Genomic DNA, 25,651 nt, shown 5'->3' on the forward strand with positions numbered 1-25,651 from the left:
AGTGGCCTTAGTGCGGCACAATGGCCCCTGCCCGAAGAAGGTCCAACTCTCAAGCAGACGGAATCGGCGTGATGAGCAAGACCACACTCAAAGACGTCTCCACCGAGCCCGAACCCGCCGGGGACCGGGGCCCCGAGGGATCACGCTCAGTGGGCGGCAGCCGGGCCTTCGCCCTGCTGTTGATCATCACGGGCGCGGCCGGTCTGCTCGCCGCGTGGGTCATCACGATCGACAAGTTCAAGCTGCTCGAGGCCAAGGTCGAGGGGAAGACGTTCACCCCGGGCTGCAGCCTCAACCCGGTCGTCTCCTGCGGCAGCGTGATGGAGTCCAAGCAGGCCGCCGCCTTCGGCTTCCCCAACCCGATGCTGGGCCTGGTCTGCTACGGCATCGTCATCTGCGTCGGCATGAGCCTGCTGGCCCGCGCCCGCTTCCCGCGCTGGTACTGGCTCACCTTCAACTTCGGCACGCTCTTCGGCGTCGGCTTCTGCACCTGGCTGCAGTTCCAGTCGCTGTACCGCATCAACGCGCTGTGCCTGTGGTGCTCCCTGGCCTGGGTCGCGACGATCACCATGTTCTGGTACGTGACCTCGTTCAACATCCGCCACAGCTTCCTGCCCGCCCCGCGCTGGCTGAAGAGCTTCTTCGGCGAGTTCACCTGGGTGCTGCCCGTGCTGCACGTCGGCATCATCGGCATGCTGGTGCTGACCCGCTGGTGGGACTTCTGGACCAGCTGAGCCCCGGCTTCGAGGCTCCGGGCTTCCCGGGCCCGAGGGGATTGTCAGTCCGGTGATTTAGGGTTTTGGACGTGGAGCCCGACCTGTTCACCGCAGCCGCAGAAGAACGCCAGGAGAAGGACCCGACCGGCAGTCCCCTGGCGGTGCGGATGCGCCCGCGCACCCTCGACGAGGTGGTGGGCCAGCAGCACCTGCTGAAGCCCGGTTCGCCCCTGCGCCGCCTGGTCGGCGAGGGCGCGGGCGGGCCCGCGGGACCGTCCTCGGTGATCCTCTGGGGCCCGCCCGGCACCGGAAAGACGACCCTGGCGTACGTCGTCTCCAAGGCCACCAACAAGCGCTTCGTCGAGCTCTCGGCGATCACCGCGGGCGTCAAGGAGGTCCGCGCGGTCATCGACGGCGCCCGCCGGGCCACGGGCGGCTTCGGCAAGGAGACCGTCCTCTTCCTCGACGAGATCCACCGCTTCAGCAAGGCCCAGCAGGACTCCCTCCTCCCGGCGGTCGAGAACCGCTGGGTGACGCTGATCGCGGCGACCACGGAGAACCCGTACTTCTCGGTGATCTCCCCGCTCCTGTCCCGCTCCCTCCTCCTCACCCTCGAACCCCTCACCGACGACGACGTCCGGGGGCTGCTCAAGCGCGCGCTGAGCGACGAGCGCGGCCTGAAGGACGCCGTCACCCTCCCCGAGGACACCGAGGACCACCTTCTGCGCATCGCCGGCGGTGACGCCCGCCGCGCCCTGACCGCACTGGAGGCGGCCGCAGGAGCCGCCCTCGACAAGGGCGAGACGGAGATCTCCCTCACGACCCTGGAGGAGACGGTCGACCGGGCGGCGGTGAAGTACGACCGTGACGGCGACCAGCACTACGACGTCGCCAGCGCCCTCATCAAGTCCATCCGCGGCTCCGACGTGGACGCCGCGCTGCACTACCTGGCCCGCATGATCGAGGCCGGTGAGGACCCCCGGTTCATCGCCCGCCGCCTGATGATCTCCGCCAGCGAGGACATCGGCCTCGCCGACCCGAACGCCCTGCCGATCGCCGTCGCGGCCGCCCAGGCCGTCGCCATGATCGGCTTCCCCGAGGCCGCCCTCACCCTCAGCCACGCCACCATCGCCCTCGCCCTGGCCCCGAAGTCGAACGCCGCTACGACGGCGATCGGCGCCGCCATGGAAGACGTACGCAAGGGTCTTGCGGGTCCGGTGCCCCCGCATCTGCGCGACGGGCACTACAAGGGCGCCGCCAAGCTGGGGCACGCGCAGGGGTACGTGTACCCGCACGACCTGGCGGAGGGCATCGCCGAGCAGCAGTACGCCCCGGATGCCCTCAAGGACCGCGAGTACTACACCCCCACCAGACACGGGGCCGAGGCCCGGTACGCGGACGCGGTCGAATGGACCCGACAGCACCTCGGTCGCAAGCGGTCCTGAGCGCCCTGTAGACTCCCTTGGAGTGCTGTGTCCCGTGCAGTCAGAACGGGACGGTCAGCCGGAGCCCGGTCCCCGGACCGGATTCCAGGAGCGTCGCGCACCGTTCGAATGGTGTCGCGGGCAGCCCACCACCACTCGTCGCACGGCGGGACCGGTCGGTGGGCCACTCGCGTGCTGCACATATGTGCCCAGACCAGGGGAGCGGCTGCCCACCAGGCCCGGCAACGGACCCGGCGGGTTTCCCCGGCTGCGGATGCGACCTCCCTCAACTCTGACAAGCCGAACACTGAGAAATGAGAGATTGTGGCGAACCAGTCCCGCCCCAAGGTCAAGAAGTCGCGTGCCCTCGGCATCGCGCTGACCCCGAAGGCCGTCAAGTACTTCGAGGCCCGCCCCTACCCGCCGGGTGAGCACGGCCGCGGCCGCAAGCAGAACTCGGACTACAAGGTCCGTCTGCTCGAGAAGCAGCGTCTGCGCGCGCAGTACGACGTGTCCGAGCGCCAGCTCGTCCGCGCCTACGAGCGTGCCTCCAAGGTCCAGGGCAAGACCGGTGAGGCCCTGATCATCGAGCTCGAGCGCCGTCTCGACGCCCTGGTCCTGCGTTCGGGCATCGCCCGCACCATCTACCAGGCCCGTCAGATGGTCGTGCACGGCCACATCGAGGTCAACGGCCAGAAGGTCGACAAGCCCTCCTTCCGCGTCCGTCCCGACGACGTCGTGATGGTCCGCGAGCGCAGCCGCGAGAAGACCCTCTTCTCCATCGCCCGTGAGGGCGGCTTCGCCCCCGAGGGCGAGACCCCGCGCTACCTCCAGGTGAACCTCAAGGCCCTGGCGTTCCGCCTGGACCGTGAGCCGAACCGCAAGGAGATCCCGGTGATCTGCGACGAGCAGCTCGTCGTCGAGTACTACGCCCGCTGATCACCAGCAGGCGGTAGCACCACCTCAGCCCGCCGTCTCCCCGCCCTTGTGGGCGCGGGAGGCGGCGGGTTCGTGCATGTGCGGCCGCGACCACGGCAACCGCTCCTCGGGCGTGCACAGTTCATGGCTCCAGCCGATGGCCGGCCACAGGGTCCGGTGGCGGGCGCCAGCGCAAACTCGCCCACCAGACCGGCACACGCCTCCACCAGATGCTCGAAACGTCCAGTACGACCGGGGGGTTGACGCTCGGCGGTGGAGCGCGAGCAGCGTCTCGCGCGGCGCGCACCGCACGGCCGCCCGCGCCGAGCGCCCCCTCCAGCCCGGCGAGTTCGGCCGAGCGTCCCATGAACGCATGGAGCCCCAGGGGGAGATTGCCGTGCACGGAGCCGCCGCCGCACTGATCCCGCACGAAATACGGAGCGTACTGACCCGTATTCAGTCCGTACAATCGCTTCGCGCAACTCGGCAGCGCGCTGACGGTAATCCGGTGCGGAGCCCCGTCCCCGGCGCGATAGGCTCGGCCTACGACTTTTCGATGTTCAGGCATGTTCCAGGGAGCGGGTGCGCGTGGTGTCCGGTGGAGAGGTGGCCGGGATCCTGGTGGCCGTCTTCTGGGCGATCCTGGTCTCCTTCCTCGCCGTCGCGCTGGCGAGGGTGGCCCAGACGCTCAAGGCGACCACCAAGCTGGTGGCGGACGTGACCGACCAGGCCGTCCCGCTGCTGGCCGACGCCTCCGCGGCGGTGCGCTCCGCGCAGACCCAGATCGACCGGGTCGACGCGATCGCCACGGACGTCCAGGAGGTGACGTCGAACGCGTCGGCGCTGTCGACCACCGTCGCCTCCACCTTCGGCGGTCCCCTGGTCAAGGTCGCGGCGTTCGGCTACGGCGTCCGCCGGGCCCTGGGCGCCCGCCGGGACGACGTGCCCGCCAAGGAGTCCAGGCGTACCGTGATCGTGGGCCGGACCGTCCCGGCCGCGCGGCGGGGCAAGCGAAACCTCCGTGGGAAGAGGGACTGAGACCAGCGATGTTCCGTCGTACGTTCTGGTTCACCACGGGCGTCGCCGCCGGTGTGTGGGCCACCACCAAGGTCAATCGCAAGCTCAAGCAGCTGACCCCCGAGAACCTTGCGGCCTCCGCGGCCAACAAGGCGCTCGAGGCCGGTCACCGGCTCAAGGACCGCGCGGTCGGCTTCGCGCTGGACGTCCGGGACAACATGGCCCTGCGCGAGGAGGAGCTGGGGGAGGCCCTCGGTATCAACGCAGCCCCCGAACTCCCCGCGCCCCGGCGGTACCCCGCCATCGAGAACCGCAACAGCCCGAAGTACGTCGAGGGCTCGACGTACCAGACGTACTCGAACAACTCGTACAACCGGAATGAGGACCACTGATGGAGTCGGCCGAGATTCGCCGCCGCTGGCTGAGCTTCTTCGAGGAGCGCGGTCACACCGTCGTCCCTTCGGCGTCGCTCATCGCGGACGACCCGACTCTGCTCCTGGTCCCCGCCGGCATGGTGCCCTTCAAGCCCTACTTCCTGGGTGAGGTCAAGCCGCCCTTCCCGCGCGCCACCAGCGTGCAGAAGTGCGTGCGCACGCCGGACATCGAAGAGGTCGGCAAGACCACCCGGCACGGCACCTTCTTCCAGATGTGCGGCAACTTCTCCTTCGGCGACTACTTCAAGGAAGGCGCCATCAAGTACGCCTGGGAGCTGCTCACCACGCCCCAGGACAAGGGCGGTTACGGCCTGGAGGCCGACCGTCTGTGGATCACCGTCTACAAGGACGACGACGAGGCCGAGCGCATCTGGCACGAGGTCGTCGGCGTGCCCAAGGAGCGCATCCAGCGCCTCGGCATGAAGGACAACTACTGGTCCATGGGCGTCCCCGGACCCTGTGGCCCCTGTTCCGAGATCAACTACGACCGCGGCCCCGAGTTCGGCGTCGAGGGCGGCCCCGCCGTCAACGACGAGCGGTACGTGGAGATCTGGAACCTCGTGTTCATGCAGTACGAGCGCGGCGAGGGCATCGGCAAGGACAACTTCGAGATCCTCGGCGAGCTCCCCAGCAAGAACATCGACACGGGCCTCGGCCTCGAGCGGCTCGCGATGATTCTGCAGGGCGTGCAGAACATGTACGAGATCGACACCTCCATGGCCGTCATCAAGAAGGCCACCGAGCTGACCGGTGTCGAATACGGCGACGCGCACGACTCGGACGTCTCCCTGCGCGTGGTCACCGACCACATGCGTACGTCCGTGATGCTCATCGGCGACGGCGTGACCCCGGGCAACGAGGGCCGTGGCTACGTCCTGCGCCGCATCATGCGCCGCGCCATCCGCAACATGCGCCTGCTCGGCGCCACCGGCCCGGTCGTCCTGGACCTCATCGACACCGTGATCGGCATGATGGGCCAGCAGTACCCCGAGCTGGTCACCGACCGCGAGCGCATCGAGAAGGTCGCCCTCGCCGAGGAGAACGCGTTCCTCAAGACGCTGAAGGCCGGCACCAACATCCTCGACACCGCCGTCACCGAGACCAAGGCCTCCGGTGGCACGGTCCTCGCCGGCGACAAGGCGTTCCTGCTCCACGACACCTGGGGCTTCCCCATCGACCTCACCCTGGAGATGGCCGCCGAGCAGGGCCTGTCCGTGGACGAGGAGGGCTTCCGCCGCCTGATGAAGGAGCAGCGGGAGCGCGCCAAGGCGGACGCCCAGGCCAAGAAGACCGGCCACGCCGGTGCCGGTGCCTATCGTGAGATCGCAGACAAGACCGGCGAGACCGAGTTCATCGGCTACAGCGACACCGAGGGCGAGTCGACCATCGTCGGCATCCTCGTCGACGGTGCCTCCTCGCCGGCCGCCACCGAGGGCGACGAGGTCGAGATCGTCCTCGACCGCACCCCGTTCTACGCCGAGGGCGGCGGCCAGATCGGCGACACCGGCAAGATCAAGGTCGACTCCGGTGCCGTCATCGAGATCCGCGACTGCCAGAAGCCGGTCCCGGGCGTCTACGTCCACAAGGGCACCGTCCAGGTCGGCGAGGTCACCGTCGGCGCCAAGGCCGTCGCCTCCATCGACGCCCGCCGCCGCAAGGCCATCGCCCGCGCCCACTCCGCCACCCACCTCACCCACCAGGCGCTGCGTGACGCGCTCGGCCCGACGGCCGCCCAGGCCGGTTCCGAGAACCAGCCCGGCCGCTTCCGCTTCGACTTCGGTTCGCCGTCCGCCGTGCCCACGGCTGTGATGACCGACGTCGAGCAGAAGATCAACGAGGTGCTCGCCCGCGACCTCGACGTCCGCGCGGACGTCATGGGCATCGACGAGGCCAAGAAGCAGGGCGCCATCGCCGAGTTCGGTGAGAAGTACGGCGAGCGGGTCCGCGTGGTGACCATCGGCGACTTCTCCAAGGAGCTGTGCGGCGGCACGCACGTGCACAACACCGCCCAGCTCGGCCTGGTCAAGCTGCTCGGCGAGTCGTCGATCGGTTCGGGTGTCCGCCGTATCGAGGCCCTGGTCGGTGTCGACGCCTACAGCTTCCTTGCCCGTGAGCACACGGTCGTCAACCAGCTGACCGAGCTGCTCAAGGGCCGTCCCGAGGAACTGCCCGAGAAGGTCTCCGCCATGCTCGGCAAGCTGAAGGACGCCGAGAAGGAGATCGAGAAGTTCCGCGCCGAGAAGGTGCTGCAGGCCGCCGCCGGTCTCGTCGAGTCCGCCAAGGACATCCGCGGCGTCGCTGTCGTGACCGGCCAGGTCCCGGACGGCACGACCCCCGACGACCTGCGCAAGCTGGTCCTCGACGTGCGCGGCCGCATCCAGGGCGGACGCGCCGCGGTCGTGGCCCTGTTCACGGTCAACAACGGCAAGCCGCTCACGGTCATCGCCACCAACGAGGCCGCCCGCGAGCGCGGTCTCAAGGCCGGCGACCTGGTCCGCACGGCCGCCAAGACCCTCGGCGGCGGCGGTGGCGGCAAGCCGGACGTCGCCCAGGGCGGCGGCCAGAACCCGGCCGCGATCGGCGAGGCCGTGGACGCCGTCGAGCGGCTGGTCACGGACACCGCGAAGTGACGATGCGCAGAGGCCGCAGGCTCGCGATCGACGTCGGGGACGCCCGTATCGGGGTCGCCTCGTGCGACCCCGACGGGATCCTCGCCACCCCGGTGGAGACGGTCCCCGGCCGGGACCTCCCTGCAGCTCACCGACGGCTCAAGCAACTCGTCGAGGAGTACGAGCCGATCGAGGTCGTCGTCGGCCTCCCTCGCTCCCTCAAGGGGGGCGAGGGCCCCGCGGCGGCAAAGGTTCGCGGCTTCGCACAGGAGCTCGCGAAGGGCATCGCCCCCGTCCCGGTCCGGCTCGTGGACGAGCGGATGACCACGGTGACGGCCAGTCAGGGACTGCGCGCCTCGGGCGTGAAGTCGAAGAAGGGCCGCTCGGTCATCGACCAGGCAGCCGCTGTGATCATCCTCCAGCAGGCCCTCGAATCCGAACGGGTGTCAGGTAAAGCACCCGGCGAGGGCGTCGAAGTGGTCATCTGATCGCGATACGGTAACGTTCCGCGCGTCTGCGCCGCTGTTCGAACAGCGGCTGCACAGCAAGAGGCGGGACGGAACCCGGCCGAAAGCCGCGTGACCGCCGCCTCGCGGCTCTAGGGGATCGATGACTGAGTATGGCCGGGGCCCAGGCTCCGAACCGTGGCATCCGGAGGACCCGTCGTCGTACGGGAACGACGGATGGGGCGGACAGCAGGCCCAGGCGGGCCCGCAGTCCCCCTACGGCGGCCAGCCACAGCACTATCCGGAGCAGCCGCAGCAGCAGCACTACGGTGACTGGGGCAACGGCGAACAGTCCGCATACGGTCAGGCGCAGCACTACCCGCAGCAGCAGTACCAGGGCTACGACCAGCAGTACTACGCAGGTCAGGGCCAGCAGCAGTCGTACGACCAGGGCAGCTGGGGCACCGGCACGCACACGCATGTCCAGTACACGGATCCCTCGGACCCGTATGCCCAGCAGGCCGCCGCGTACGGCGGCGAGCAGCACGACTACTACGGCACGCCCGACGCGTACCCACCGCCCGAGCCGCCCGGCCGCAGGCAGACCGAGCCCGAGCCGCCGCAGACCGACTGGGACCCGGGCCCCGACCAGGGCGAACACGCCTTCTTCGCCGGTGGCGAGGACGACGAGGACGAGGACGACGACCCGCGCGCCGGCCGCAAGGCCCGCGGCGGCAAGAAGCCCAAGAAGCGCCGCAGCGGCTGCGCCTGCCTCGTGCTGGTCGTGATCTTCGCCGGAGGCACCGCCGGGGTCGGCTACTTCGGCTACCACTTCTACAAGGATCGTTTCGGCCCGTCTCCCGACTACGCGGGAGACGGGAACGGCAAGCTGGTCACCGTCGTCATCCCCAAGGGCGCCGGCGGTTATGTTATCGGCCAGAAGCTCAAGGAGATGGGCGTCGTCGAGAGCGTCGACGCGTTCGTCCACGCGCAGCAGGCGAACCCTGACGGCAAGAAGATCCAGGACGGCGTCTACACGCTGCAGAAGCAGATGTCGGCCGCCAGCGCGGTCGAACTGATGCTCAGCCCGAAGAGCCGCAGCAACCTGGTCCTCGCCGAGGGCTTGCGCAACGCGTCGATCTACAAGCTGATCGACGCGCGTCTGGGCGTGGCGGCGGGCACCACGGCCAAGGTCGCGAAGCAGGACTACAAGAACCTCGGCCTGCCCTCCTGGGCGCTGAACCACCCGAACGTGAAGGATCCGCTGGAAGGATTCCTCTACCCCTCCAGCTACGCGGTCAGCAAGGGTCAGAAGCCCGAGGACGTCCTGAAGGACATGGTCACGCGGGCCAACGACAAGTACGAGGAACTCGGCCTCACGAAGAAGGCGAAGAGCCTGGGCCTCGGCAGCCCCTGGCAGCTGCTCACCGTGGCGAGCCTGGCGCAGGCCGAGGGCACCAGCCACGACGACTTCCGCAAGATGGCCGAGGTCGTCTACAACCGCCTCAAGCCGGGCAACCCCGAGACCTACGGTTCGCTGGAGTTCGACTCCACGTACAACTACATCAAGAACCAGACGAAGATCGACCTGAGCATCGCCGAGCTGCGGAAGTACAACAACCCGTACAACACGTACTACGTCAAGGGGCTGCCGCCCGGCCCGATCGACAACCCCGGCGAGCTGGCCCTCAAGGGTGCGCTCGACCCGACGCACGACGGCTGGTACTACTTCATCTCGTTGGACGGCAAGACCAGCAAGTTCACCAAGACGCTCGCCGAGCACAACAAGCTGGTCGACGAATTCAATGCGTCGAGGAATAAGAACTGATGACTGCGACCCGAAGGGCTGCCGTGCTCGGCTCGCCCATCGCCCACTCCCTGTCCCCGCAGCTGCACAACGCGGGATACCGGGCGCTCGGCCTGGACGGCTGGTCGTACGACAGGTTCGAGATCGACGAGGCGGCGCTGCCCGGGTTCTTCGCGCGGCTCGGCCCCGAGTGGGCCGGGCTGTCGCTGACCATGCCGCTGAAGCGGGCGGTGATCCCGCTGCTCGACGAGATCACCGACACGGCGGCCTCGGTGGAGGCGGTCAACACCGTGGTGTTCCGTCCCGACGGGCGGAAGGTCGGCGACAACACCGACATCCCCGGCCTGGTGGCGGCGCTGCACGAGCGGGGCGTGGAGAAGGCCGAGTCGGCGGCGATCCTGGGCGCCGGTGCCACCGCCTCCTCGGCCCTGGCCGCGCTCGCCCGGATCTGCTCCGGCGAGGTCACGGTGTACGTGCGCAGCGAGCGGCGCGCGGACGAGATGCGGCAGTGGGGCGAGCGGCTCGGCGTGCAGGTGCGCCCGGCCGACTGGACGGAAGCGGTACGGGCCTTCGAGGCGCCCGTGGTCATCTCGACCACGCCCGCCGGGGGCACCGACGCATTGGCCGCGCAGGTCCCCGCACAGGTCGGCACCCTCTTCGACGTGCTCTACGAACCCTGGCCCACCCCGCTCGCCGCCGCCTGGCAGCAGCGAGGCGGGCAGGTGCTCAGCGGCCTCGACCTGCTGGTGCACCAGGCGGCCTTCCAGTTCCGCCAGTTCACCGGCGACCCGCGCTCTCCGCTCGCCGCCATGCGCGAGGCCGCCCAGCTGGGCTGATCTGTCCGTTTGTCGGACTCGGATCGGACCCGTCGCCCGGACGTGGGAGGATCGGGGGTGGCGGGCCAGGGCCGCGCACCTGGTCGCGCCGTCGCCGTACGCGAGGACGCGCGTACGCAGGGCAGTACCAGGGCGCGAGCGACTGAGGAGCACCGTTGAGCAGGTTGCGCTGGCTGACCGCGGGGGAGTCCCACGGTCCCGCACTCGTGGCGACGCTGGAGGGTCTTCCCGCCGGTGTGCCGATCACCACGGAGATGGTGGCGGACCACCTGGCCCGGCGCCGGCTCGGTTATGGACGCGGTGCGCGCATGAAGTTCGAGCGCGACGAGGTCACCTTCCTCGGCGGTGTGCGGCACGGCCTCACTCTCGGTTCCCCGGTCGCGATCATGGTGGGCAACACCGAGTGGCCCAAGTGGGAGCAGGTCATGGCGGCCGATCCCGTCGACCCGGAGATTCTGGCGGGCCTGGCCCGCAATGCCCCGCTGACCCGTCCGCGTCCCGGCCACGCGGATCTCGCGGGCATGCAGAAGTACGGCTTCGACGAGGCCCGGCCGATCCTGGAGCGCGCCTCGGCGCGGGAGACGGCGGCCCGGGTGGCGCTGGGCGCGGTGGCCCGGTCGTACCTGAAGGAGACGGCCGGCATCGAGATCGTCAGCCACGTCGTCGAGCTGTGCTCCGTGAAGGCCCCGCAGGGTGTGTACCCGACGCCGGCCGACGTCGAGAAGCTGGACGCCGATCCGCTGCGCTGCCTCGACGCGGACGCGTCGAAGGCGATGGTGGCCGAGGTGGACCAGGCCCACAAGGACGGCGACACCCTCGGTGGCGTCGTCGAGATCCTCGCTTACGGCGTCCCCGTCGGCCTGGGCTCGCATGTGCACTGGGACCGCAAGCTGGACGCCCGTCTCGCCGGCGCGCTCATGGGCATCCAGGCGATCAAGGGTGTCGAGATCGGCGACGGGTTCGAGCTGGCACGGGTGCCCGGCTCCAAGGCGCACGACGAGATCGTGGGCACGCCCGAGGGCATCAAGCGCACCTCCGGCCGCTCGGGTGGCACCGAGGGCGGTCTGACCACCGGTGAACTGCTGCGGGTGCGCGCTGCCATGAAGCCGATCGCGACCGTGCCGCGCGCCCTGCAGACCGTCGACGTGACCACCGGTGAGGCGACGCAGGCGCACCACCAGCGCTCCGACGTGTCCGCGGTGCCGGCCGCCGGCATCGTCGCGGAGGCCATGGTGGCGCTGGTGCTGGCGGACGCGGTGGCGGAGAAGTTCGGCGGCGACTCGGTCACCGAGACCCGCCGCAACGTGCAGTCCTACCTCGACAATCTGGCCATCCGGTGAGTGCTGTGCAGGTGGTGCTGGTCGGTCCGATGGGTGTGGGCAAGTCCACCGTCGGGCGGTTGCTGGCCGAGCGGCTCGGCGTGGCCTACCGGGACACCGACGACGACATCGTGGCCGAGCAGGGCCGCTCGATCGCGGAGATCTTCGTCGACGAGGGCGAACCGGCCTTCCGGGCGATCGAGAAGGCCGCCGTGCACAAGGCGCTGGCCGAGCACGACGGCGTCCTCGCCCTGGGCGGCGGCTCCATCCTTGACGCCGACACCCGCGCCTTGCTGGCCGGACAGCGGGTCGTCTACCTCTCGATGGACGTCGAGGAGGCCGTCAAGCGCACCGGGCTGAACGCGGCCCGTCCGCTGCTCGCGGTCAACCCGCGCAAGCAGTGGCGCGAGCTGATGGAGGCACGGCGGTCGCTGTACGAGGAGGTGGCCACGGCAGTCGTGGCCACCGACGGCCGTACGCCCGAAGAGGTCACCCAAGTAGCCCTGGACGCACTGGAGTTGAAGGAAGCATGAGCGAGGCAGTCACCCGGATCCAGGTCGGCGGGAGCGCGGGCAGCGACCCCTACGAGGTTCTGGTGGGCCGTCAACTCCTGGGCGAGCTCGGCGGGTTGATCGGCGACAAGGCCAAGCGGGTCGCCGTCGTCCACCCCGAGGCGCTCGCCGAGACCGGTGACGCGCTCCGCGCCGACCTGGCCGGGCAGGGCTTCGAGGCCGTCGCCATCCAGGTGCCGAACGCGGAGGAGGCCAAGACCGCCGAGGTCGCCGCCTACTGCTGGAAGGCGCTCGGCCAGTCCGGGTTCACCCGCACCGACGTCATCGTCGGCGTCGGCGGCGGTGCCACCACCGACCTGGCCGGGTTCGTGGCCGCCACCTGGCTGCGCGGGGTGCGCTGGATCGCGATCCCGACCACCGTGCTGGCCATGGTGGACGCCGCGGTCGGCGGCAAGACCGGCATCAACACCGCCGAGGGCAAGAACCTCGTCGGTGCCTTCCACCCGCCCGCCGGTGTGCTGTGCGACCTGGCGGCCCTGGACTCCCTGCCGGTCAACGACTACGTCTCCGGGCTCGCCGAGATCATCAAGGCCGGCTTCATCGCTGATCCCGCCATCCTGGAGCTGATCGAGGCCGACCCGCAGGCCGCTCGCACCCCGGCAGGGCCGCACACCGCCGAGCTCATCGAGCGCTCCATCAGGGTCAAGGCCGAGGTCGTCTCGTCCGACCTGAAGGAGGCGGGCCTCAGGGAGATCCTCAACTACGGGCACACCCTGGGCCACGCCATCGAGAAGAACGAACGCTACAAGTGGCGGCACGGCGCCGCCGTCTCGGTCGGCATGCACTTCGCCGCCGAACTCGGCCGCCTGGCAGGGAGGTTGGACGACGCCACGGCCGACCGCCACCGCACGATCCTCGAATCCGTCGGCCTTCCCCTGCACTACCGCTACGACCAGTGGCCCAAGCTGCTGGAGACGATGAAGGTCGACAAGAAGTCCCGCGGCGACCTGCTGCGTTTCATCGTCCTGGACGGCCTGGCCAAGCCGACCGTCCTGGAGAGCCCCGACCCGGCCGTCCTGCTGGCCGCGTACGGCGAAGTGGGCGAGTAGGTCCGCCGGAGTGTCATCCGCCCGATTTGCCTTACGGACATGGGCACTTCGGGCCGCCCCCGGCCGTTCACCAAACGGCGGCCGGGGCAGGTACCGTTCGGTAGGGAGCGGGCCTCGGGCCCCGCTGCCAGCGCCAATTGCCTGAGGCGAGCGAGCCGAAGGGACGCGCCGGTGTCGAGAGGTCGAGCGCGCGGAGGCCCGAAGGGCTGAGCACGGTCGGGCTACCGGGACCGGCTGCAGCGTCCCGGAGGTGAACCGAGCCCAAAAGAACGAGACGGAGTGGCACCGGATGCAGCACGCAGTGGGTTCTCCGCTGCCGCCGCCCCATCAGCCGGGGCACGGACCGGCCGGAGGCTGGTCGCCGGCCGCACACCAGCCGGGTCCGCACCAGCCGGGTCCGCACCAGGCGGGCCCGCACCAGGGCTCCGCCCCCGTGCCCCCGCCGCCCCCGGCACCGGGCTACCCGCAGGCACCCTCGCCCCCGCCGCAGCATGCCCCGGGGCCTCCGCCGCCGGACACCACCGGCCATGTCCCGCTGCCACCGGGCGGCCCCGTCGCGATGCCCAGCGCGCCGCCCGCCACCAGCGCGCCCGACCCCGCCGCCACGACCCTCGCCGTGCTGCTCATCGGCCCCGCGGGCGCCGGCAAGACGAGCGTCGCCAAGTACTGGGCTGACCACCGCCGGGTCCCCACCGCCCACATCAGCCTCGACGACGTACGAGAGTGGGTCCGCTCCGGCTTCGCAGACCCCCAGTCGGGGTGGAACGACCACTCGGAGGCGCAGTACCGCCTGGCCCGCCGCACCTGCGGCTTCGCCGCCCGGAACTTCCTGGCCAACGGCATCTCCTGCATCCTCGACGACGCCGTCTTCCCCGACCGTCCGGTCGTCGGCCTCGGCGGCTGGAAGCGCCATGTGGGCCCCGGTCTCCTCCCGGTCGTCCTCCTCCCCGGCCTGGAGATCGTCCTGGAGCGCAACGCGGAACGCTCCGGCAACCGCCGCCTCACCGACGAGGAGGTCGCCCGCATCCACGGCCGGATGGCGGGCTGGTACGGCTCGGGCCTCCCGATCATCGACAACAGCCAACTGGACGTACCGCAGACGGCACGGGTCCTGGACGACGTCCTGGCACGATCAATTGCAAGCCCCCCGAACTGGTAGCCGCCGGGGACCGGAGGGCCTTGAGGGGCGCGGGGCTGTTTCGACATGCGGCTCCGCCGCGTGGGCGCGAGAAACCCCCACCGGCCCGCACCCGGCAAACAACACCCAGTCGCACCCCCCGTCCCCCAATCGGCACCCCAACCGGCACAAATCCCCCACCGCTCCTACGCTCATCTCATGTCAGAGGTGTACGCACTCCGCCGAGCAAGGCTGCGAGACCGCTGCAAGGCCGGCGGCAGCCAGGCCGCGCTGATCTCGCGGCCCGCCAATGTCCGCTACCTCGCGGGCACCGCCCCGCGGGGCGCCGTCCTGCTCCTGGGCAAGACCGACGATCTGCTGCTGTGCGCCGGCCCGCCGGACGACCGCCCCGCCGAGGGCCGGCCGGACGAGGCGCTGCGCGTGCAGACCCTGCCCGGCAGCGCGGGTGATCCGGCGGTCGCCGCCGCCGACCTCGCCGAGGCCCAGCGCGCCGACACCCTCGCCGTGGAGGAACACCACCTCACGGTGGCCCGGCACCGGGAGATCCGCTCGGTCGTCCCGCGGCTGCGGCTCACCGACCTCGGTGGAGCCGTGGAGCAGCTCAGGGTCGTCAAGGACGAGGAGGAGATCTCCTGCCTGCGCATCGGCGCCGAAATCGCCGATCAGGCCCTCGGTGAGCTCCTGGAGTCCATCCTCGTCGGCCGCACGGAACGGCATCTCGCGCTCGAGCTGGAGCGCCGACTCGTCGACCACGGCGCCGACGGCCCCGCCTTCCCGACCTCCGTCGCCACCGGCCCCAACGCCGGCAGACGCGCCCACCGGCCCACCGACCGCCGGGTCGAGGAGGGCGACTTCCTCTCCGTCTGTCTGGGCGCCGCCTACCGCGGCTACCGCTGCGAGATCGGCCGCACCTTCGTCATCGGCACGTCTCCGGCGGACTGGCAGATCGACCTCTACGACCTCGTCTTCGCCGCCCAGCGCGCCGGACGGGAGTCGCTGGTGCCCGGCGCGGCCTGCCGCGATGTGGACCGCGCCGCACGTCAGGTGCTGGATTCCGCGGGGTACGCGGAGGGGCTCCCGGCCCTGACGGGGCACGGGGTGGGGCTCGAAATCGACGAGGACCCGCAGCTGGCCCCCGCGGCCATGGGTAAACTGGACGCTTGCGTGCCGGTCACCGTCGAACCGGGGGTCCACCTCCCGGGCCGGGGCGGCGTCCGGATCGATGACACGCTCGTCGTCCGCCCCGAGGCGGACGGCGGACCCGAGCTACTCACCATCACGACCAAGGAGCTGCTCGCACTCTAGGCAGGTGCGTGCGCCGGGGTCGTCCACGTCAGTCCAGGAGATTCCGCAACCGTGGCTTCCACGAACGACCTCAAGAACGGCCTGGTGCTCAAGCTCGAAGGCGGCCAGCTGTGGTCCGTCGTCGAGTTCCAGCACGTCAAGCCCGGCAAGGGCCCGGCCTTCGTGCGCACCAAGCTGAAGAACGTGCTCTCCGGCAAGGTCGTCGACAAGACGTTCAACGCCGGCGTCAAGGTCGAGACGGCCACTGTCGACAAGCGCGACATGCAGTTCTCGTACATGGACGGCGAGTACTTCGTCTTCATGGACATGGAGACCTACGACCAGCTCATGGTCGACCGCAAGGCTGTCGGCGACGCCGCCAACTTCCTCGTCGAGGGCTTCACCGCCACCGTCGCGCAGCACGAGGGCGAGGTGCTCTTCGTGGAGCTCCCGGCCGCCGTCGAGCTCGTCGTCCAGGAGACCGAGCCGGGCCTGCAGGGCGACCGCTCCACCGGAGGCACGAAGCCCGCCACGCTGGAGACCGGCCACCAGATCCAGGTCCCGCTCTTCATCACCACCGGTGAGAAGATCAAGGTCGACACCCGTACGAGCGACTACCTCGGCCGGGTGAACAGCTAACCGTGGCTGCCCGCAACACGGCCCGCAAGCGCGCCTTCCAGATCCTCTTCGAGGGCGACCAGCGCGGCGCCGATGTCCTGACGGTCCTCGCGGACTGGATCCGGCTGTCCCGGGACGACACCCGCCAGCCGCCGGTGAGCGAGTACACGATGCAGCTGGTCGAGGGCTACGCGAAGCACGCGAAGCGCATCGACGAGCTGATCGCGCAGTACTCGGTCGGCTGGACGCTCGACCGGATGCCGGTCGTGGACCGCAACGTCCTGCGGCTCGGCGCCTACGAGCTGATCTGGGCCGACGAGATCCCGGACGCCGTCGTGCTGGACGAGATGGTGCAGCTGGCGAAGGAGTTCTCCACGGACGAGTCGCCCGCGTTCGTCAACGGCCTGCTCGGCCGTCTCAAGGAGCTGAAGCCCTCACTGCGCCGGGACGAGGCGTAACGACCTTTTGCACTCCAGGTCATAAGAGGCAGGCATTGCCAGGGGGCCCGCAGCGTGACTGCTGCGGGCCCCCTGGCGTTCCCGTACCCGCGTGGCCCCCGAGGGCCGCAGAAAGCCGCCGGGGCGGCTGGAACCGTGAAGTTCCAGCCACCCCGGCGGCACGTTTCTGCTGAGAGCCCCCAAGGGGTCTCGGACGATGTCAGACCTCTTCGTGGGCGACGGCGCGGCGCGCGTCCGCGTCCAGCACGCCCCAGCTGATCAGCTGCTCGGTGAGGACCGAGGGGGACTGGTCGTAGATGACGGCGAGTGTGCGCAGGTCGTCCTGGCGGATCGACAGCACCTTGCCGTTGTAGTCACCGCGCTGCGACTGGATCGTCGCCGCATAGCGCTGCAGCGGGCCCGCCTTCTCGGCCGGCACGGTCGCCAGCCGCTCCAGGTCCAGGACCAGCTTCGGCGGCGGCTCGGCGGCGCCGCCCGGGGTGGTGCCCGGCAGGAGCTCCTGCACCGGGACCCCATAGAAATCCGCCAGTTCGGCGAGGCGCTGTACGGTCACGGCACGGTCGCCGCGCTCGTACGAACCGACCACGACCGCCTTCCAGCGTCCCTGACTCTTCTCCTCGACACCGTGGAGGGAAAGGCCCTGCTGGGTGCGGATGGCCCGGAGCTTGGCCCCGAGCTGTTTGGCGTATTCGCTGGACATATAGCTCCCCGGACACTGTGTCGACGCGGCCGAAGAGGTTCCGAACCGCGCGTCTGGTAACTCACTGTGAGGTTACGCAGCGTGACTCTTCTGCGTCAAGCCGAATGGTCCACACCGACTCTTCCGTGATCGCAGTGGCCGATTACGCCAGGGGGGTGATCAGGGGCGTCGTCGTGGCCTGCTACCGTGGATGGCGCAAATCCGACGTCCTTTAAGGTCCGTCCCGTGAGGCGGAGAAGGAGGTCCGTTTCGTATGGACAAGCAGGACACGGCCGGAATTCCGGCGTCCGATGCGCGGCCGGTTCTCGAAGGCCCCGACATCGCGCGGGTGTTGACCCGCATCGCCCACGAGATCGTCGAGCGCGCCAAGGGCGCCGACGACGTGGTGCTCCTCGGCATTCCGACCCGAGGGGTCTTCCTCGCCCAGCGGCTCGCCGCCAAGCTGGAGGAGATCACCGACCGCAAGATCCCGGTGGGTTCTCTCGACATCACCATGTACCGCGACGACCTGCGCATGCATCCGCCGCGTGCGCTGGCCCGGACCGACATCCCAGGTGACGGCATCGACGGCCGCCTGGTCGTCCTCGTCGACGACGTGCTCTTCTCCGGCCGCACCATCCGCGCGGCCCTCGACGCCCTGAACGACATCGGGCGTCCGCGCGCGGTGCAGCTCGCGGTCCTCGTCGACCGCGGTCACCGCGAACTGCCCATCCGCGCCGACTACGTCGGCAAGAACCTCCCCACGTCGCTGCGGGAGACGGTCAAGGTCCAGCTCGCCGAGGAGGACGGTCGGGACACCGTGCTGCTCGGTGCGAAGCCGGCCGCCCCGGGCGAGCAGCAGTAGCACGCGCGCGTACGTCACCGCCGTACGTCTGTTCCGTGCGCTCTGCGCGAGCCCGTCTGCCCGGCTGTGCTTTCTGGGGGACACCCCCAGACCCCCGGCCTCCCGAAAACCTGAACTGCCTTACGGAGCCTGAAAGATGCAGCGTCATCTCATCTCGGCCGCCGACCTCACCCGCGACGACGCCGTCCTGATCCTCGACACCGCCGAGGAGATGGCCCGGGTCGCCGACCGGCCGATCAAGAAACTGCCGACCCTGCGCGGCCGCACGATCGTCAACCTCTTCTTCGAGGACTCCACGCGCACGCGCATCTCCTTCGAAGCCGCCGAGAAGCGCCTGTCCGCGGACGTCATCAACTTCACCGCCAAGGGGTCGAGCGTCTCCAAGGGAGAGTCCCTGAAGGACACCGCGCAGACCCTGGAGGCCATGGGCGTCGACGCCGTGGTCATCCGGCACGGCGCCTCCGGCGCTCCCTACCGCCTCGCCAACTCCGGCTGGATCGACGCGGCCGTCATCAACGCCGGCGACGGCACCCACCAGCACCCCACCCAGGCCCTGCTCGACGCGTTCACCATGCGCCGCCGCCTGGTCGGCCGGGACGCCGGGATAGGGCAGGACCTGTCCGGCAAGCGGATCACGATCGTCGGCGACGTGCTGCACAGCCGGGTCGCCCGCTCCAACGTCGACCTGCTGCACACGCTGGGCGCCGAGGTCACCCTCGTCGCGCCGCCCACGCTGGTGCCGGTCGGGGTCGAGACCTGGCCCTGCGAGGTGTCGTACGACCTCGACTCCACTCTCACCAAGTCCGACGCGGTGATGATGCTGCGTGTGCAGCGCGAGCGCATGAACGCCGCGTTCTTCCCGACCGAGCGCGAGTACTCGCGGCGCTACGGCCTCGACGGCGACCGCATGGCGAGGATGCCGGAGCACGCCATCGTGATGCACCCCGGCCCGATGGTCCGCGGCATGGAGATCACCGCCGAGGTCGCCGACTCCGAGCGCTGCACCGTCGTCGAGCAGGTCGCAAACGGAGTCTCCATCCGGATGGCCGTTCTGTATCTGCTGCTCGGTGGGAACGAACCCGCCGTCACCCACACCCGCCCCGCCGGTTCCGAGGAGAAGTAGGACCCATGAGCAAGATCCTGATCCGTGGTGCGAAGGTGCTCGGCGGCGAGCCGCAGGACGTCCTGATCGACGGCCCGACCATCGCAGAGGTGGGCGTCGGTCTGAGTGACGAGGGTGCCGAGGTCGTCGAGGCGGCCGGCAAGGTCCTCCTGCCGGGCCTCGTCGACCTGCACACCCATCTGCGCGAGCCCGGCCGCGAGGACTCCGAGACCGTGCTGACCGGCACGCGCGCGGCGGCGAGCGGCGGCTACACGGCCGTGTTCGCCATGGCCAACACCTTCCCCGTCGCCGACACCGCCGGCGTCGTCGAGCAGGTCTACCGGCTCGGCCAGGAGCACGGCTACTGCGATGTGCAGCCCATCGGCGCCGTCACCGTCGGCCTGGAGGGCAAGAAGCTGGCCGAGCTGGGCGCCATGCACGAGTCGGCCGCCGGTGTCACCGTCTTCTCCGACGACGGCAAGTGCGTCGACGACGCCGTGATCATGCGCCGGGCGCTGGAGTACGTGAAGGCCTTCGGCGGGGTCGTCGCCCAGCACGCGCAGGAGCCCCGGCTGACCGAGGGCGCCCAGATGAACGAGGGCATCGTCTCCGCCGAGCTGGGGCTCGGGGGCTGGCCCGCGGTGGCCGAAGAATCGATCATCGCCCGGGATGTGCTGCTCGCCGAGCACGTGGGGTCCCGCGTCCACATCTGCCACCTCTCGACCGCCGGCTCGGTCGAGATCGTCCGCTGGGCCAAGTCCCGCGGCATCGACGTCACCGCCGAGGTCACCCCGCACCACCTGCTCCTCACCGATGAGCTGGTGCGGACGTACAACCCGGTCTACAAGGTCAACCCGCCGCTGCGCACCGAGCGCGACGTGATGGCCCTGCGTGAGGCGCTCGCCGACGGCACGATCGACATCGTCGCCACCGACCACGCCCCGCACCCGCACGAGGACAAGGACTGCGAGTGGGCCGCCGCCGCCATGGGGATGGTCGGGCTGGAGACCGCGTTGTCAGTGGTGCAGGAGACGATGGTGGACACCGGGCTGATCAACTGGGCCGGGGTCGCCGACCGCATGTCCTTCAAGCCCGCCCGGATCGGGCAGGCCAAGGGACACGGGCGTCCCGTCTCGGCTGGTGAGCCCGCCAACCTCACGCTCGTCGACACGGAATACCGTGGGTCCGTGGACCCCGCGGGCTTCGCCTCGCGCAGCCGCAACACTCCGTACGAGGGGCGTGAGCTGCCGGGCCGTGTCACGCACACGTGGCTCCGGGGCAAGGCCACGCTCGTCGACGGGAAGCTCACGTGACACCTGTAATCCTGCTCGCAGCCGAGAAGAAGTCGGCCGAGGTCACCGACTGGGCCGCCCGTGTCGGCTGGCTCGTGGGACTCGCCCTGTTCATCGCGCTCGTCTACTGGCTGATGCGCGAGGGCTGGAAGTGGCGCGGCACGCTCCAGGGCGACCTGCCGGAGCTGCCCAGCGCGCCGGACGAGCCCGGCGAGGCGAGACTGACGATGAGCGGCCGCTATCACGGCTCCACCACCGCCGGGCAGTGGCTCGACCGCATCGTGGCGCACGGCCTGGGCACCCGCAGCCGGGTCGAGCTCACCCTGACGGACGCGGGACTGGATGTCGTACGCCCCGGTGCGAGCGATTTCTTCGTCCCGGCCGCGCAACTGCGCGAGGCCCGGCTCGACAAGGGCATCGCCGGCAAGGTGCTGACCGAGGGCGGCCTGCTCGTGGTGACCTGGGCGCACGGCGAGCGGCTGATCGACTCCGGGTTCCGCTCCGACCGTGCGGCCGAGCACACCGAGTGGGTCGAGACCCTGAACCACATGATCAACAAGACGGAAGGCGCACGATGACAACCTCCACCAGGGGAGCCGCCAAGGTTCCCGCCGTACTCGTCCTGGAGGACGGCCGGATCTTCCGCGGTCGCGCCTACGGGGCCGTGGGGGTGACCTTCGGCGAGGCGGTCTTCTCGACCGGTATGACCGGCTACCAGGAGACCCTGACCGACCCCTCGTACCACCGCCAGGTCGTCGTGATGACCGCCCCGCACGTCGGCAACACCGGCGTCAACGACGAGGACCCGGAGAGCAAGCAGATCTGGGTCGCCGGATACGTCGTGCGCGACCCCGCGCGCGTGCCGTCCAACTGGCGCTCCCGCCGCTCCCTGGACGAGGAGCTGCGCCACCAGGGCGTCGTCGGGATCTCCGGCATCGACACGCGCGCGCTCACGCGTCATCTGCGCGAGCGCGGCGCCATGCGCGTCGGCATCTTCTCCGGCAACGCGCTGCCCGACGAGGGCACCATGCTCGCCGAGGTCCGCCAGGCCCCCGAGATGAAGGGCGCCGACCTGTCCGCCGAGGTCGCCACCAAGGAGGCGTACGTCGTCCCGGCGATCGGTGAGAAGAAGTTCACCGTCGCCGCCATCGACCTCGGTATCAAGGGCATGACCCCGCACCGCATGGCCGAGCGCGGCATCGAGGTGCACGTGCTGCCCGCCACGGCGACCGTCGAGGATGTGTACGCGGTCAACCCCGACGGCGTCTTCTTCTCCAACGGTCCCGGTGACCCGGCCACCGCCGACCACGCCGTCTCCGTCATGCAGGGCGTACTGGAGCGCAAGACCCCGCTCTTCGGCATCTGCTTCGGCAACCAGATCCTGGGCCGCGCCCTCGGGTTCGGCACCTACAAGCTGAAGTACGGCCACCGCGGCATCAACCAGCCGGTGCAGGACCGCACGACCGGCAAGGTCGAGGTCACCGCGCACAACCACGGCTTCGCCGTCGACGCCCCGCTCGACAAGGTCTCCGACACCCCCTACGGCCGCGCCGAGGTCTCCCACGTCTGCCTCAACGACAACGTGGTGGAGGGTCTGCAGCTCCTCGACCAGCCGGCCTTCAGCGTCCAGTACCACCCCGAAGCGGCAGCGGGCCCGCACGACGCCGCCTACCTGTTCGACCGCTTCACGTCTTTGATGAGCACAGTCTCGATGGAGGGCCAGCGTGCCTAAGCGCACCGATATCCAGTCCGTCCTGGTCATCGGCTCCGGCCCGATCGTCATCGGCCAGGCCGCCGAGTTCGACTACTCCGGCACCCAGGCGTGCCGCATCCTGCGCGCCGAAGGCCTGCGGGTCATCCTCGTCAACTCCAACCCGGCGACGATCATGACCGACCCGGAGATCGCCGACGCCACGTACGTCGAGCCGATCACCCCGGAGTTCGTCGAGAAGATCATCGCCAAGGAGCGCCCCGACGCGCTCCTGCCCACCCTGGGCGGTCAGACGGCCCTCAACACGGCCATCTCGCTGCACGAGGCGGGCACCCTCGACAAGTACGGCGTCGAGCTGATCGGCGCCAATGTCGAGGCCATCAACAAGGGCGAGGACCGCGACCTCTTCAAGGAGGTCGTCGAGGCCGTCCGCCAGAAGATCGGCCACGGCGAGTCCGCCCGCTCGGTCATCTGCCACTCCATGGACGACGTTCTCAAGGGCGTCGAGACGCTCGGCGGCTACCCGGTCGTCGTCCGCCCCTCCTTCACCATGGGCGGGGCCGGCTCCGGCTTCGCGCACGACGAGGAGGAGCTGCGCCGCATCGCCGGCCAGGGCCTGACCCTCTCGCCCACCACCGAGGTGCTCCTGGAGGAGTCCATCCTCGGCTGGAAGGAGTACGAGCTGGAGCTGATGCGCGACAAGCACGACAACGTCGTGGTCGTCTGCTCCATCGAGAACTTCGACCCCATGGGCGTGCACACCGGCGACTCCATCACCGTCGCGCCCGCGATGACGCTGACCGACCGCGAGTACCAGATCCTGCGCGACATCGGCATCGCCGTCATCCGCGAGGTCGGCGTCGACACCGGCGGCTGCAACATCCAGTTCGCCGTGAACCCCGAGGACGGTCGCGTGATCGTCATCGAGATGAACCCTCGCGTGTCGCGGTCCTCGGCCCTGGCCTCCAAGGCGACCGGCTTCCCGATCGCCAAGATCGCCGCCAAGCTGGCCGTCGGCTACACGCTCGACGAGATCCCGAACGACATCACGCAGGAGACTCCGGCCTCCTTCGAGCCGACGCTCGACTACGTGGTCGTGAAGGCCCCGCGCTTCGCCTTCGAGAAGTTCCCCCAGGCCGACTCCACGCTCACCACCACCATGAAGTCGGTCGGCGAGGCCATGGCCATCGGACGCAACTTCACCGAGGCCTTCCAGAAGGCGCTGCGCTCGCTGGAGAAGAAGAACAGCCAGTTCACCTTCGTCGGCGAGCCCGGCGACAAGACGCAGCTGCTCGAAGAGGCCGTCCGCCCGACCGACGGCCGTATCAACACCGTCATGCAGGCCATCCGCGCCGGCGCCACCCAGGAGGAGGTCTTCGAGTACACGAAGATCGACCCCTGGTTCGTCGACCAGCTCTTCCTCATCAAGGAGATCGCGGACGAGCTCGCCGAGGCTCCCGAGCTGACCCGCGAGCTGCTGGCCGAGGCCAAGCGGCACGGCTTCTCCGACCAGCAGGTCGCAGAGATCCGCGGCCTGCGCGAGGACGTCGTCCGCGAGGTCCGGCACGCGCTGGGCATCCGCCCGGTCTACAAGACGGTCGACACCTGCGCCGCCGAGTTCGCCGCGAAGACGCCGTACTTCTACTCCTCCTACGACGAGGAGACCGAGGTCGCGCCCCGCGAGAAGCCCGCGGTCATCATCCTGGGCTCCGGCCCCAACCGCATCGGTCAGGGCATCGAGTTCGACTACTCCTGCGTCCACGCCTCCTTCGCGCTGAGCGACGCGGGCTACGAGACGGTGATGGTCAACTGCAACCCGGAGACCGTCTCCACGGACTACGACACCTCCGACCGCCTGTACTTCGAGCCGCTGACGCTGGAAGACGTGCTGGAGATCGTCCACGCCGAGCAGCAGGCCGGCCCGGTGGCGGGCGTGGTCGTCCAGCTCGGGGGCCAGACCCCGCTGGGCCTCTCGCAGGCGCTGAAGGACAACGGCGTGCCGATCGTGGGCACCTCGCCGGAGGCGATCCACGCCGCCGAGGACCGCGGTGCCTTCGGCCGGGTGCTCGCCGAGGCGGGCCTGCCGGCCCCCAAGCACGGCACCGCCACCACCTTCGCCGAGGCCAAGGCCATCGCCGACGAGATCGGCTACCCGGTCCTGGTGCGGCCGTCGTACGTCCTCGGCGGACGCGGCATGGAGATCGTCTACGACGAGACCCGCCTCGCGTCCTACATCGCCGAGTCGACCGAGATCAGCCCCTCCCGGCCGGTCCTCGTCGACCGCTTCCTCGACGACGCCATCGAAATCGACGTCGACGCGCTCTACGACGGCCAGGAGCTCTACCTCGGCGGCGTCATGGAGCACATCGAGGAGGCCGGCATCCACTCCGGCGACTCGGCGTGCGCCCTGCCGCCGATCACGCTCGGCGGCTTCGACATCAAGCGGCTGCGCGCCTCCACGGAGGCCATCGCCAAGGGCGTCGGCGTCCGCGGACTGATCAACATCCAGTTCGCGATGGCGGGCGACATCCTCTACGTGCTCGAAGCCAACCCGCGCGCGTCCCGCACCGTCCCCTTCACCTCGAAGGCGACCGCTGTGCCGCTGGCGAAGGCCGCCGCCCGGATCTCCCTGGGCGCCACCATCGCCGAGCTGCGCGCCGAGGGCCTGCTCCCGGCGAACGGCGACGGCGGCGAGCTCCCGCTCGACGCGCCGATCTCCGTCAAGGAGGCCGTCATGCCGTGGTCCCGCTTCCGGGACATCCACGGCCGCGGTGTCGACACCGTCCTCGGCCCGGAGATGCGCTCCACCGGCGAGGTCATGGGCATCGACTCCGTCTTCGGCACGGCGTACGCCAAGTCGCAGGCGGGAGCCTACGGCCCGCTGCCCACCAAGGGCCGCGCGTTCATCTCGGTCGCCAACCGCGACAAGCGCTCGATGATCTTCCCGGCCCGCGAACTCGTCGCCCACGGCTTCGAGCTGCTCGCCACCTCGGGCACCGCGGAGGTCCTCAAGCGCAACGGCATCAACGCCACCGTCGTGCGCAAGCAGTCCGAGGGCACCGGCCCGAACGGCGAGAAGACCATCGTCCAGCACATCCACGACGGCGAGGTCGACCTCATCGTCAACACTCCGTACGGCACCGGCGGCCGCCTCGACGGCTACGAGATCCGTACGGCGGCCGTGGCGCGGTCGGTCCCGTGCCTGACGACGGTCCAGGCGCTCGCGGCGGCCGTCCAGGGCATCGACGCCCTCAACCACGGTGACGTGGGCGTCCGTTCGCTCCAGGAACACGCGGAACACCTGACCGCGGCCCGCGACTAGCAGCCCCGAGGGGGACACCGGAAACGGTGTCCCCC

General features: G+C 69.9%; 23 protein-coding genes. 22 read left to right on the top strand and 1 reads right to left on the bottom strand.

Annotated elements, in window-relative coordinates:
* The first annotated feature begins 71 nt into the window (after window positions 1-71).
* The 16 genes from ABT254_RS10645 (at window position 72) to nusB (ending at window position 16,645) form a co-directional block, all read left to right on the top strand.
* Entirely contained in the window at window positions 72-734 is a 663-nt protein-coding gene (locus ABT254_RS10645; RefSeq protein ID WP_351466605.1) for a vitamin K epoxide reductase family protein, read from the top strand.
* 71 nt (window positions 735-805) lie between these two features.
* Window positions 806-2,161: a replication-associated recombination protein A gene (locus ABT254_RS10650; protein WP_351466608.1), complete on the top strand. Its 1,356-nt coding sequence runs from the start codon at window positions 806-808 to the stop codon at window positions 2,159-2,161.
* Between the two features lie 303 nt (window positions 2,162-2,464).
* The gene (gene rpsD, locus ABT254_RS10655) at window positions 2,465-3,079 is read left to right on the top strand and encodes a 30S ribosomal protein S4 (RefSeq protein ID WP_015661793.1); all 615 of its coding nucleotides are present in this window, start codon (window positions 2,465-2,467) and stop codon (window positions 3,077-3,079) included.
* A 570-nt stretch (window positions 3,080-3,649) separates the two neighbouring features.
* Window positions 3,650-4,096, top strand: a complete 447-nt coding sequence (locus ABT254_RS10660) for a DUF948 domain-containing protein (protein ID WP_351466611.1) — start codon at window positions 3,650-3,652, stop codon at window positions 4,094-4,096.
* Window positions 4,097-4,104: 8 nt separating this feature from the next.
* A complete protein-coding gene (locus tag ABT254_RS10665) occupies window positions 4,105-4,467 on the top strand; it encodes a hypothetical protein (protein ID WP_351466613.1) in 363 nt (120 codons plus the stop codon).
* The gene (gene alaS, locus ABT254_RS10670) at window positions 4,467-7,139 is read left to right on the top strand and encodes an alanine--tRNA ligase (RefSeq protein WP_351466616.1); all 2,673 of its coding nucleotides are present in this window, start codon (window positions 4,467-4,469) and stop codon (window positions 7,137-7,139) included. Before ABT254_RS10665 ends, alaS begins: the two co-directional genes overlap by 1 nt.
* A 2-nt stretch (window positions 7,140-7,141) precedes the next feature.
* The gene (gene ruvX, locus ABT254_RS10675; RefSeq protein ID WP_351466901.1) at window positions 7,142-7,606 is read left to right on the top strand and encodes a Holliday junction resolvase RuvX; all 465 of its coding nucleotides are present in this window, start codon (window positions 7,142-7,144) and stop codon (window positions 7,604-7,606) included.
* Between the two features lie 121 nt (window positions 7,607-7,727).
* Window positions 7,728-9,392 carry an endolytic transglycosylase MltG gene (gene mltG / locus ABT254_RS10680; protein ID WP_351466619.1) on the top strand — a complete coding sequence of 555 codons (1,665 nt, stop codon included), beginning with the start codon at window positions 7,728-7,730 and terminating at the stop codon, window positions 9,390-9,392.
* Entirely contained in the window at window positions 9,392-10,207 is an 816-nt protein-coding gene (locus ABT254_RS10685; RefSeq protein ID WP_351466622.1) for a shikimate dehydrogenase, read from the top strand. The genes mltG and ABT254_RS10685 overlap by 1 nt, the downstream gene beginning before the upstream one ends.
* Before the next feature lie 155 nt (window positions 10,208-10,362).
* Window positions 10,363-11,547, top strand: coding sequence for a chorismate synthase (gene aroC / locus ABT254_RS10690; protein ID WP_351466625.1), 1,185 nt, complete (start codon window positions 10,363-10,365; stop codon window positions 11,545-11,547).
* Between the two features lie 29 nt (window positions 11,548-11,576).
* Window positions 11,577-12,059 (top strand): shikimate kinase, encoded by a 483-nt coding sequence (locus ABT254_RS10695; RefSeq protein WP_351466903.1) that lies wholly within the window; start codon window positions 11,577-11,579, stop codon window positions 12,057-12,059.
* Entirely contained in the window at window positions 12,056-13,147 is a 1,092-nt protein-coding gene (aroB, locus tag ABT254_RS10700) for a 3-dehydroquinate synthase (RefSeq protein WP_351466628.1), read from the top strand. The genes ABT254_RS10695 and aroB overlap by 4 nt, the downstream gene beginning before the upstream one ends.
* Window positions 13,148-13,436: 289 nt before the next feature.
* Window positions 13,437-14,306 carry a Pro-rich N-terminal domain-containing protein gene (locus ABT254_RS10705; RefSeq protein ID WP_351466631.1) on the top strand — a complete coding sequence of 290 codons (870 nt, stop codon included), beginning with the start codon at window positions 13,437-13,439 and terminating at the stop codon, window positions 14,304-14,306.
* A 177-nt stretch (window positions 14,307-14,483) separates the two neighbouring features.
* On the top strand, window positions 14,484-15,590 hold the full coding sequence (locus ABT254_RS10710; RefSeq protein ID WP_351466634.1) for an aminopeptidase P family protein: 1,107 nt from the start codon (window positions 14,484-14,486) through the stop codon (window positions 15,588-15,590).
* A 51-nt stretch (window positions 15,591-15,641) separates the two neighbouring features.
* A complete protein-coding gene (efp, locus tag ABT254_RS10715; protein ID WP_208781694.1) occupies window positions 15,642-16,208 on the top strand; it encodes an elongation factor P in 567 nt (188 codons plus the stop codon).
* Window positions 16,209-16,210: 2 nt separating this feature from the next.
* Window positions 16,211-16,645 (top strand): transcription antitermination factor NusB, encoded by a 435-nt coding sequence (gene nusB / locus ABT254_RS10720; RefSeq protein WP_030946863.1) that lies wholly within the window; start codon window positions 16,211-16,213, stop codon window positions 16,643-16,645.
* A gap of 199 nt (window positions 16,646-16,844) precedes the next feature.
* On the opposite strand, the gene bldD is transcribed toward nusB, so the two are convergent.
* Window positions 16,845-17,345, bottom strand: coding sequence for a transcriptional regulator BldD (bldD, locus tag ABT254_RS10725; RefSeq protein ID WP_030946861.1), 501 nt, complete (start codon window positions 17,343-17,345; stop codon window positions 16,845-16,847).
* A 253-nt stretch (window positions 17,346-17,598) separates the two neighbouring features.
* On the opposite strand from bldD, the gene pyrR reads away from it, so the two are divergent.
* The 6 genes from pyrR (at window position 17,599) to carB (ending at window position 25,616) form a co-directional block, all read left to right on the top strand.
* Entirely contained in the window at window positions 17,599-18,189 is a 591-nt protein-coding gene (gene pyrR, locus ABT254_RS10730; RefSeq protein ID WP_351466639.1) for a bifunctional pyr operon transcriptional regulator/uracil phosphoribosyltransferase PyrR, read from the top strand.
* Window positions 18,190-18,325: 136 nt separating this feature from the next.
* The gene (locus ABT254_RS10735) at window positions 18,326-19,312 is read left to right on the top strand and encodes an aspartate carbamoyltransferase catalytic subunit (protein ID WP_351466642.1); all 987 of its coding nucleotides are present in this window, start codon (window positions 18,326-18,328) and stop codon (window positions 19,310-19,312) included.
* A gap of 5 nt (window positions 19,313-19,317) precedes the next feature.
* Window positions 19,318-20,604 carry a dihydroorotase gene (locus ABT254_RS10740; RefSeq protein WP_351466645.1) on the top strand — a complete coding sequence of 429 codons (1,287 nt, stop codon included), beginning with the start codon at window positions 19,318-19,320 and terminating at the stop codon, window positions 20,602-20,604.
* Entirely contained in the window at window positions 20,601-21,161 is a 561-nt protein-coding gene (locus ABT254_RS10745) for a PH-like domain-containing protein (protein WP_351466648.1), read from the top strand. Before ABT254_RS10740 ends, ABT254_RS10745 begins: the two co-directional genes overlap by 4 nt.
* Window positions 21,158-22,315 carry a glutamine-hydrolyzing carbamoyl-phosphate synthase small subunit gene (gene carA / locus ABT254_RS10750; protein WP_351466651.1) on the top strand — a complete coding sequence of 386 codons (1,158 nt, stop codon included), beginning with the start codon at window positions 21,158-21,160 and terminating at the stop codon, window positions 22,313-22,315. The genes ABT254_RS10745 and carA overlap by 4 nt, the downstream gene beginning before the upstream one ends.
* Entirely contained in the window at window positions 22,308-25,616 is a 3,309-nt protein-coding gene (gene carB, locus ABT254_RS10755; protein WP_351466654.1) for a carbamoyl-phosphate synthase large subunit, read from the top strand. Before carA ends, carB begins: the two co-directional genes overlap by 8 nt.
* Window positions 25,617-25,651 lie beyond the last annotated feature (35 nt).

The organism is Streptomyces sp. NPDC001137 (assembly GCF_040298885.1).
GTDB lineage: Bacteria > Actinomycetota > Actinomycetes > Streptomycetales > Streptomycetaceae > Streptomyces.

Excerpts from the sequence above, each read along its gene's own strand:
- ruvX (WP_351466901.1), top strand. The coding sequence starts at position 7,142 with ATGCGCAGAGGCCGCAGGCTCGCGATCGACGTCGGGGACGCCCGTATC.
- alaS (WP_351466616.1), top strand. The coding sequence starts at position 4,467 with ATGGAGTCGGCCGAGATTCGCCGCCGCTGGCTGAGCTTCTTCGAGGAG.
- ABT254_RS10705 (WP_351466631.1), top strand. The coding sequence starts at position 13,437 with ATGCAGCACGCAGTGGGTTCTCCGCTGCCGCCGCCCCATCAGCCGGGG.
- ABT254_RS10735 (WP_351466642.1), top strand. The coding sequence starts at position 18,326 with ATGCAGCGTCATCTCATCTCGGCCGCCGACCTCACCCGCGACGACGCC.
- ABT254_RS10695 (WP_351466903.1), top strand. The coding sequence starts at position 11,577 with ATGGGTGTGGGCAAGTCCACCGTCGGGCGGTTGCTGGCCGAGCGGCTC.
- bldD (WP_030946861.1), bottom strand. The coding sequence starts at position 17,345 with ATGTCCAGCGAATACGCCAAACAGCTCGGGGCCAAGCTCCGGGCCATC.
- ABT254_RS10665 (WP_351466613.1), top strand. The coding sequence starts at position 4,105 with ATGTTCCGTCGTACGTTCTGGTTCACCACGGGCGTCGCCGCCGGTGTG.
- ABT254_RS10710 (WP_351466634.1), top strand. The coding sequence starts at position 14,484 with ATGTCAGAGGTGTACGCACTCCGCCGAGCAAGGCTGCGAGACCGCTGC.
- carA (WP_351466651.1), top strand. The coding sequence starts at position 21,158 with ATGACAACCTCCACCAGGGGAGCCGCCAAGGTTCCCGCCGTACTCGTC.
- aroB (WP_351466628.1), top strand. The coding sequence starts at position 12,056 with ATGAGCGAGGCAGTCACCCGGATCCAGGTCGGCGGGAGCGCGGGCAGC.
- ABT254_RS10645 (WP_351466605.1), top strand. The coding sequence starts at position 72 with ATGAGCAAGACCACACTCAAAGACGTCTCCACCGAGCCCGAACCCGCC.
- ABT254_RS10740 (WP_351466645.1), top strand. The coding sequence starts at position 19,318 with ATGAGCAAGATCCTGATCCGTGGTGCGAAGGTGCTCGGCGGCGAGCCG.
- pyrR (WP_351466639.1), top strand. The coding sequence starts at position 17,599 with ATGGACAAGCAGGACACGGCCGGAATTCCGGCGTCCGATGCGCGGCCG.
- ABT254_RS10685 (WP_351466622.1), top strand. The coding sequence starts at position 9,392 with ATGACTGCGACCCGAAGGGCTGCCGTGCTCGGCTCGCCCATCGCCCAC.
- mltG (WP_351466619.1), top strand. The coding sequence starts at position 7,728 with ATGACTGAGTATGGCCGGGGCCCAGGCTCCGAACCGTGGCATCCGGAG.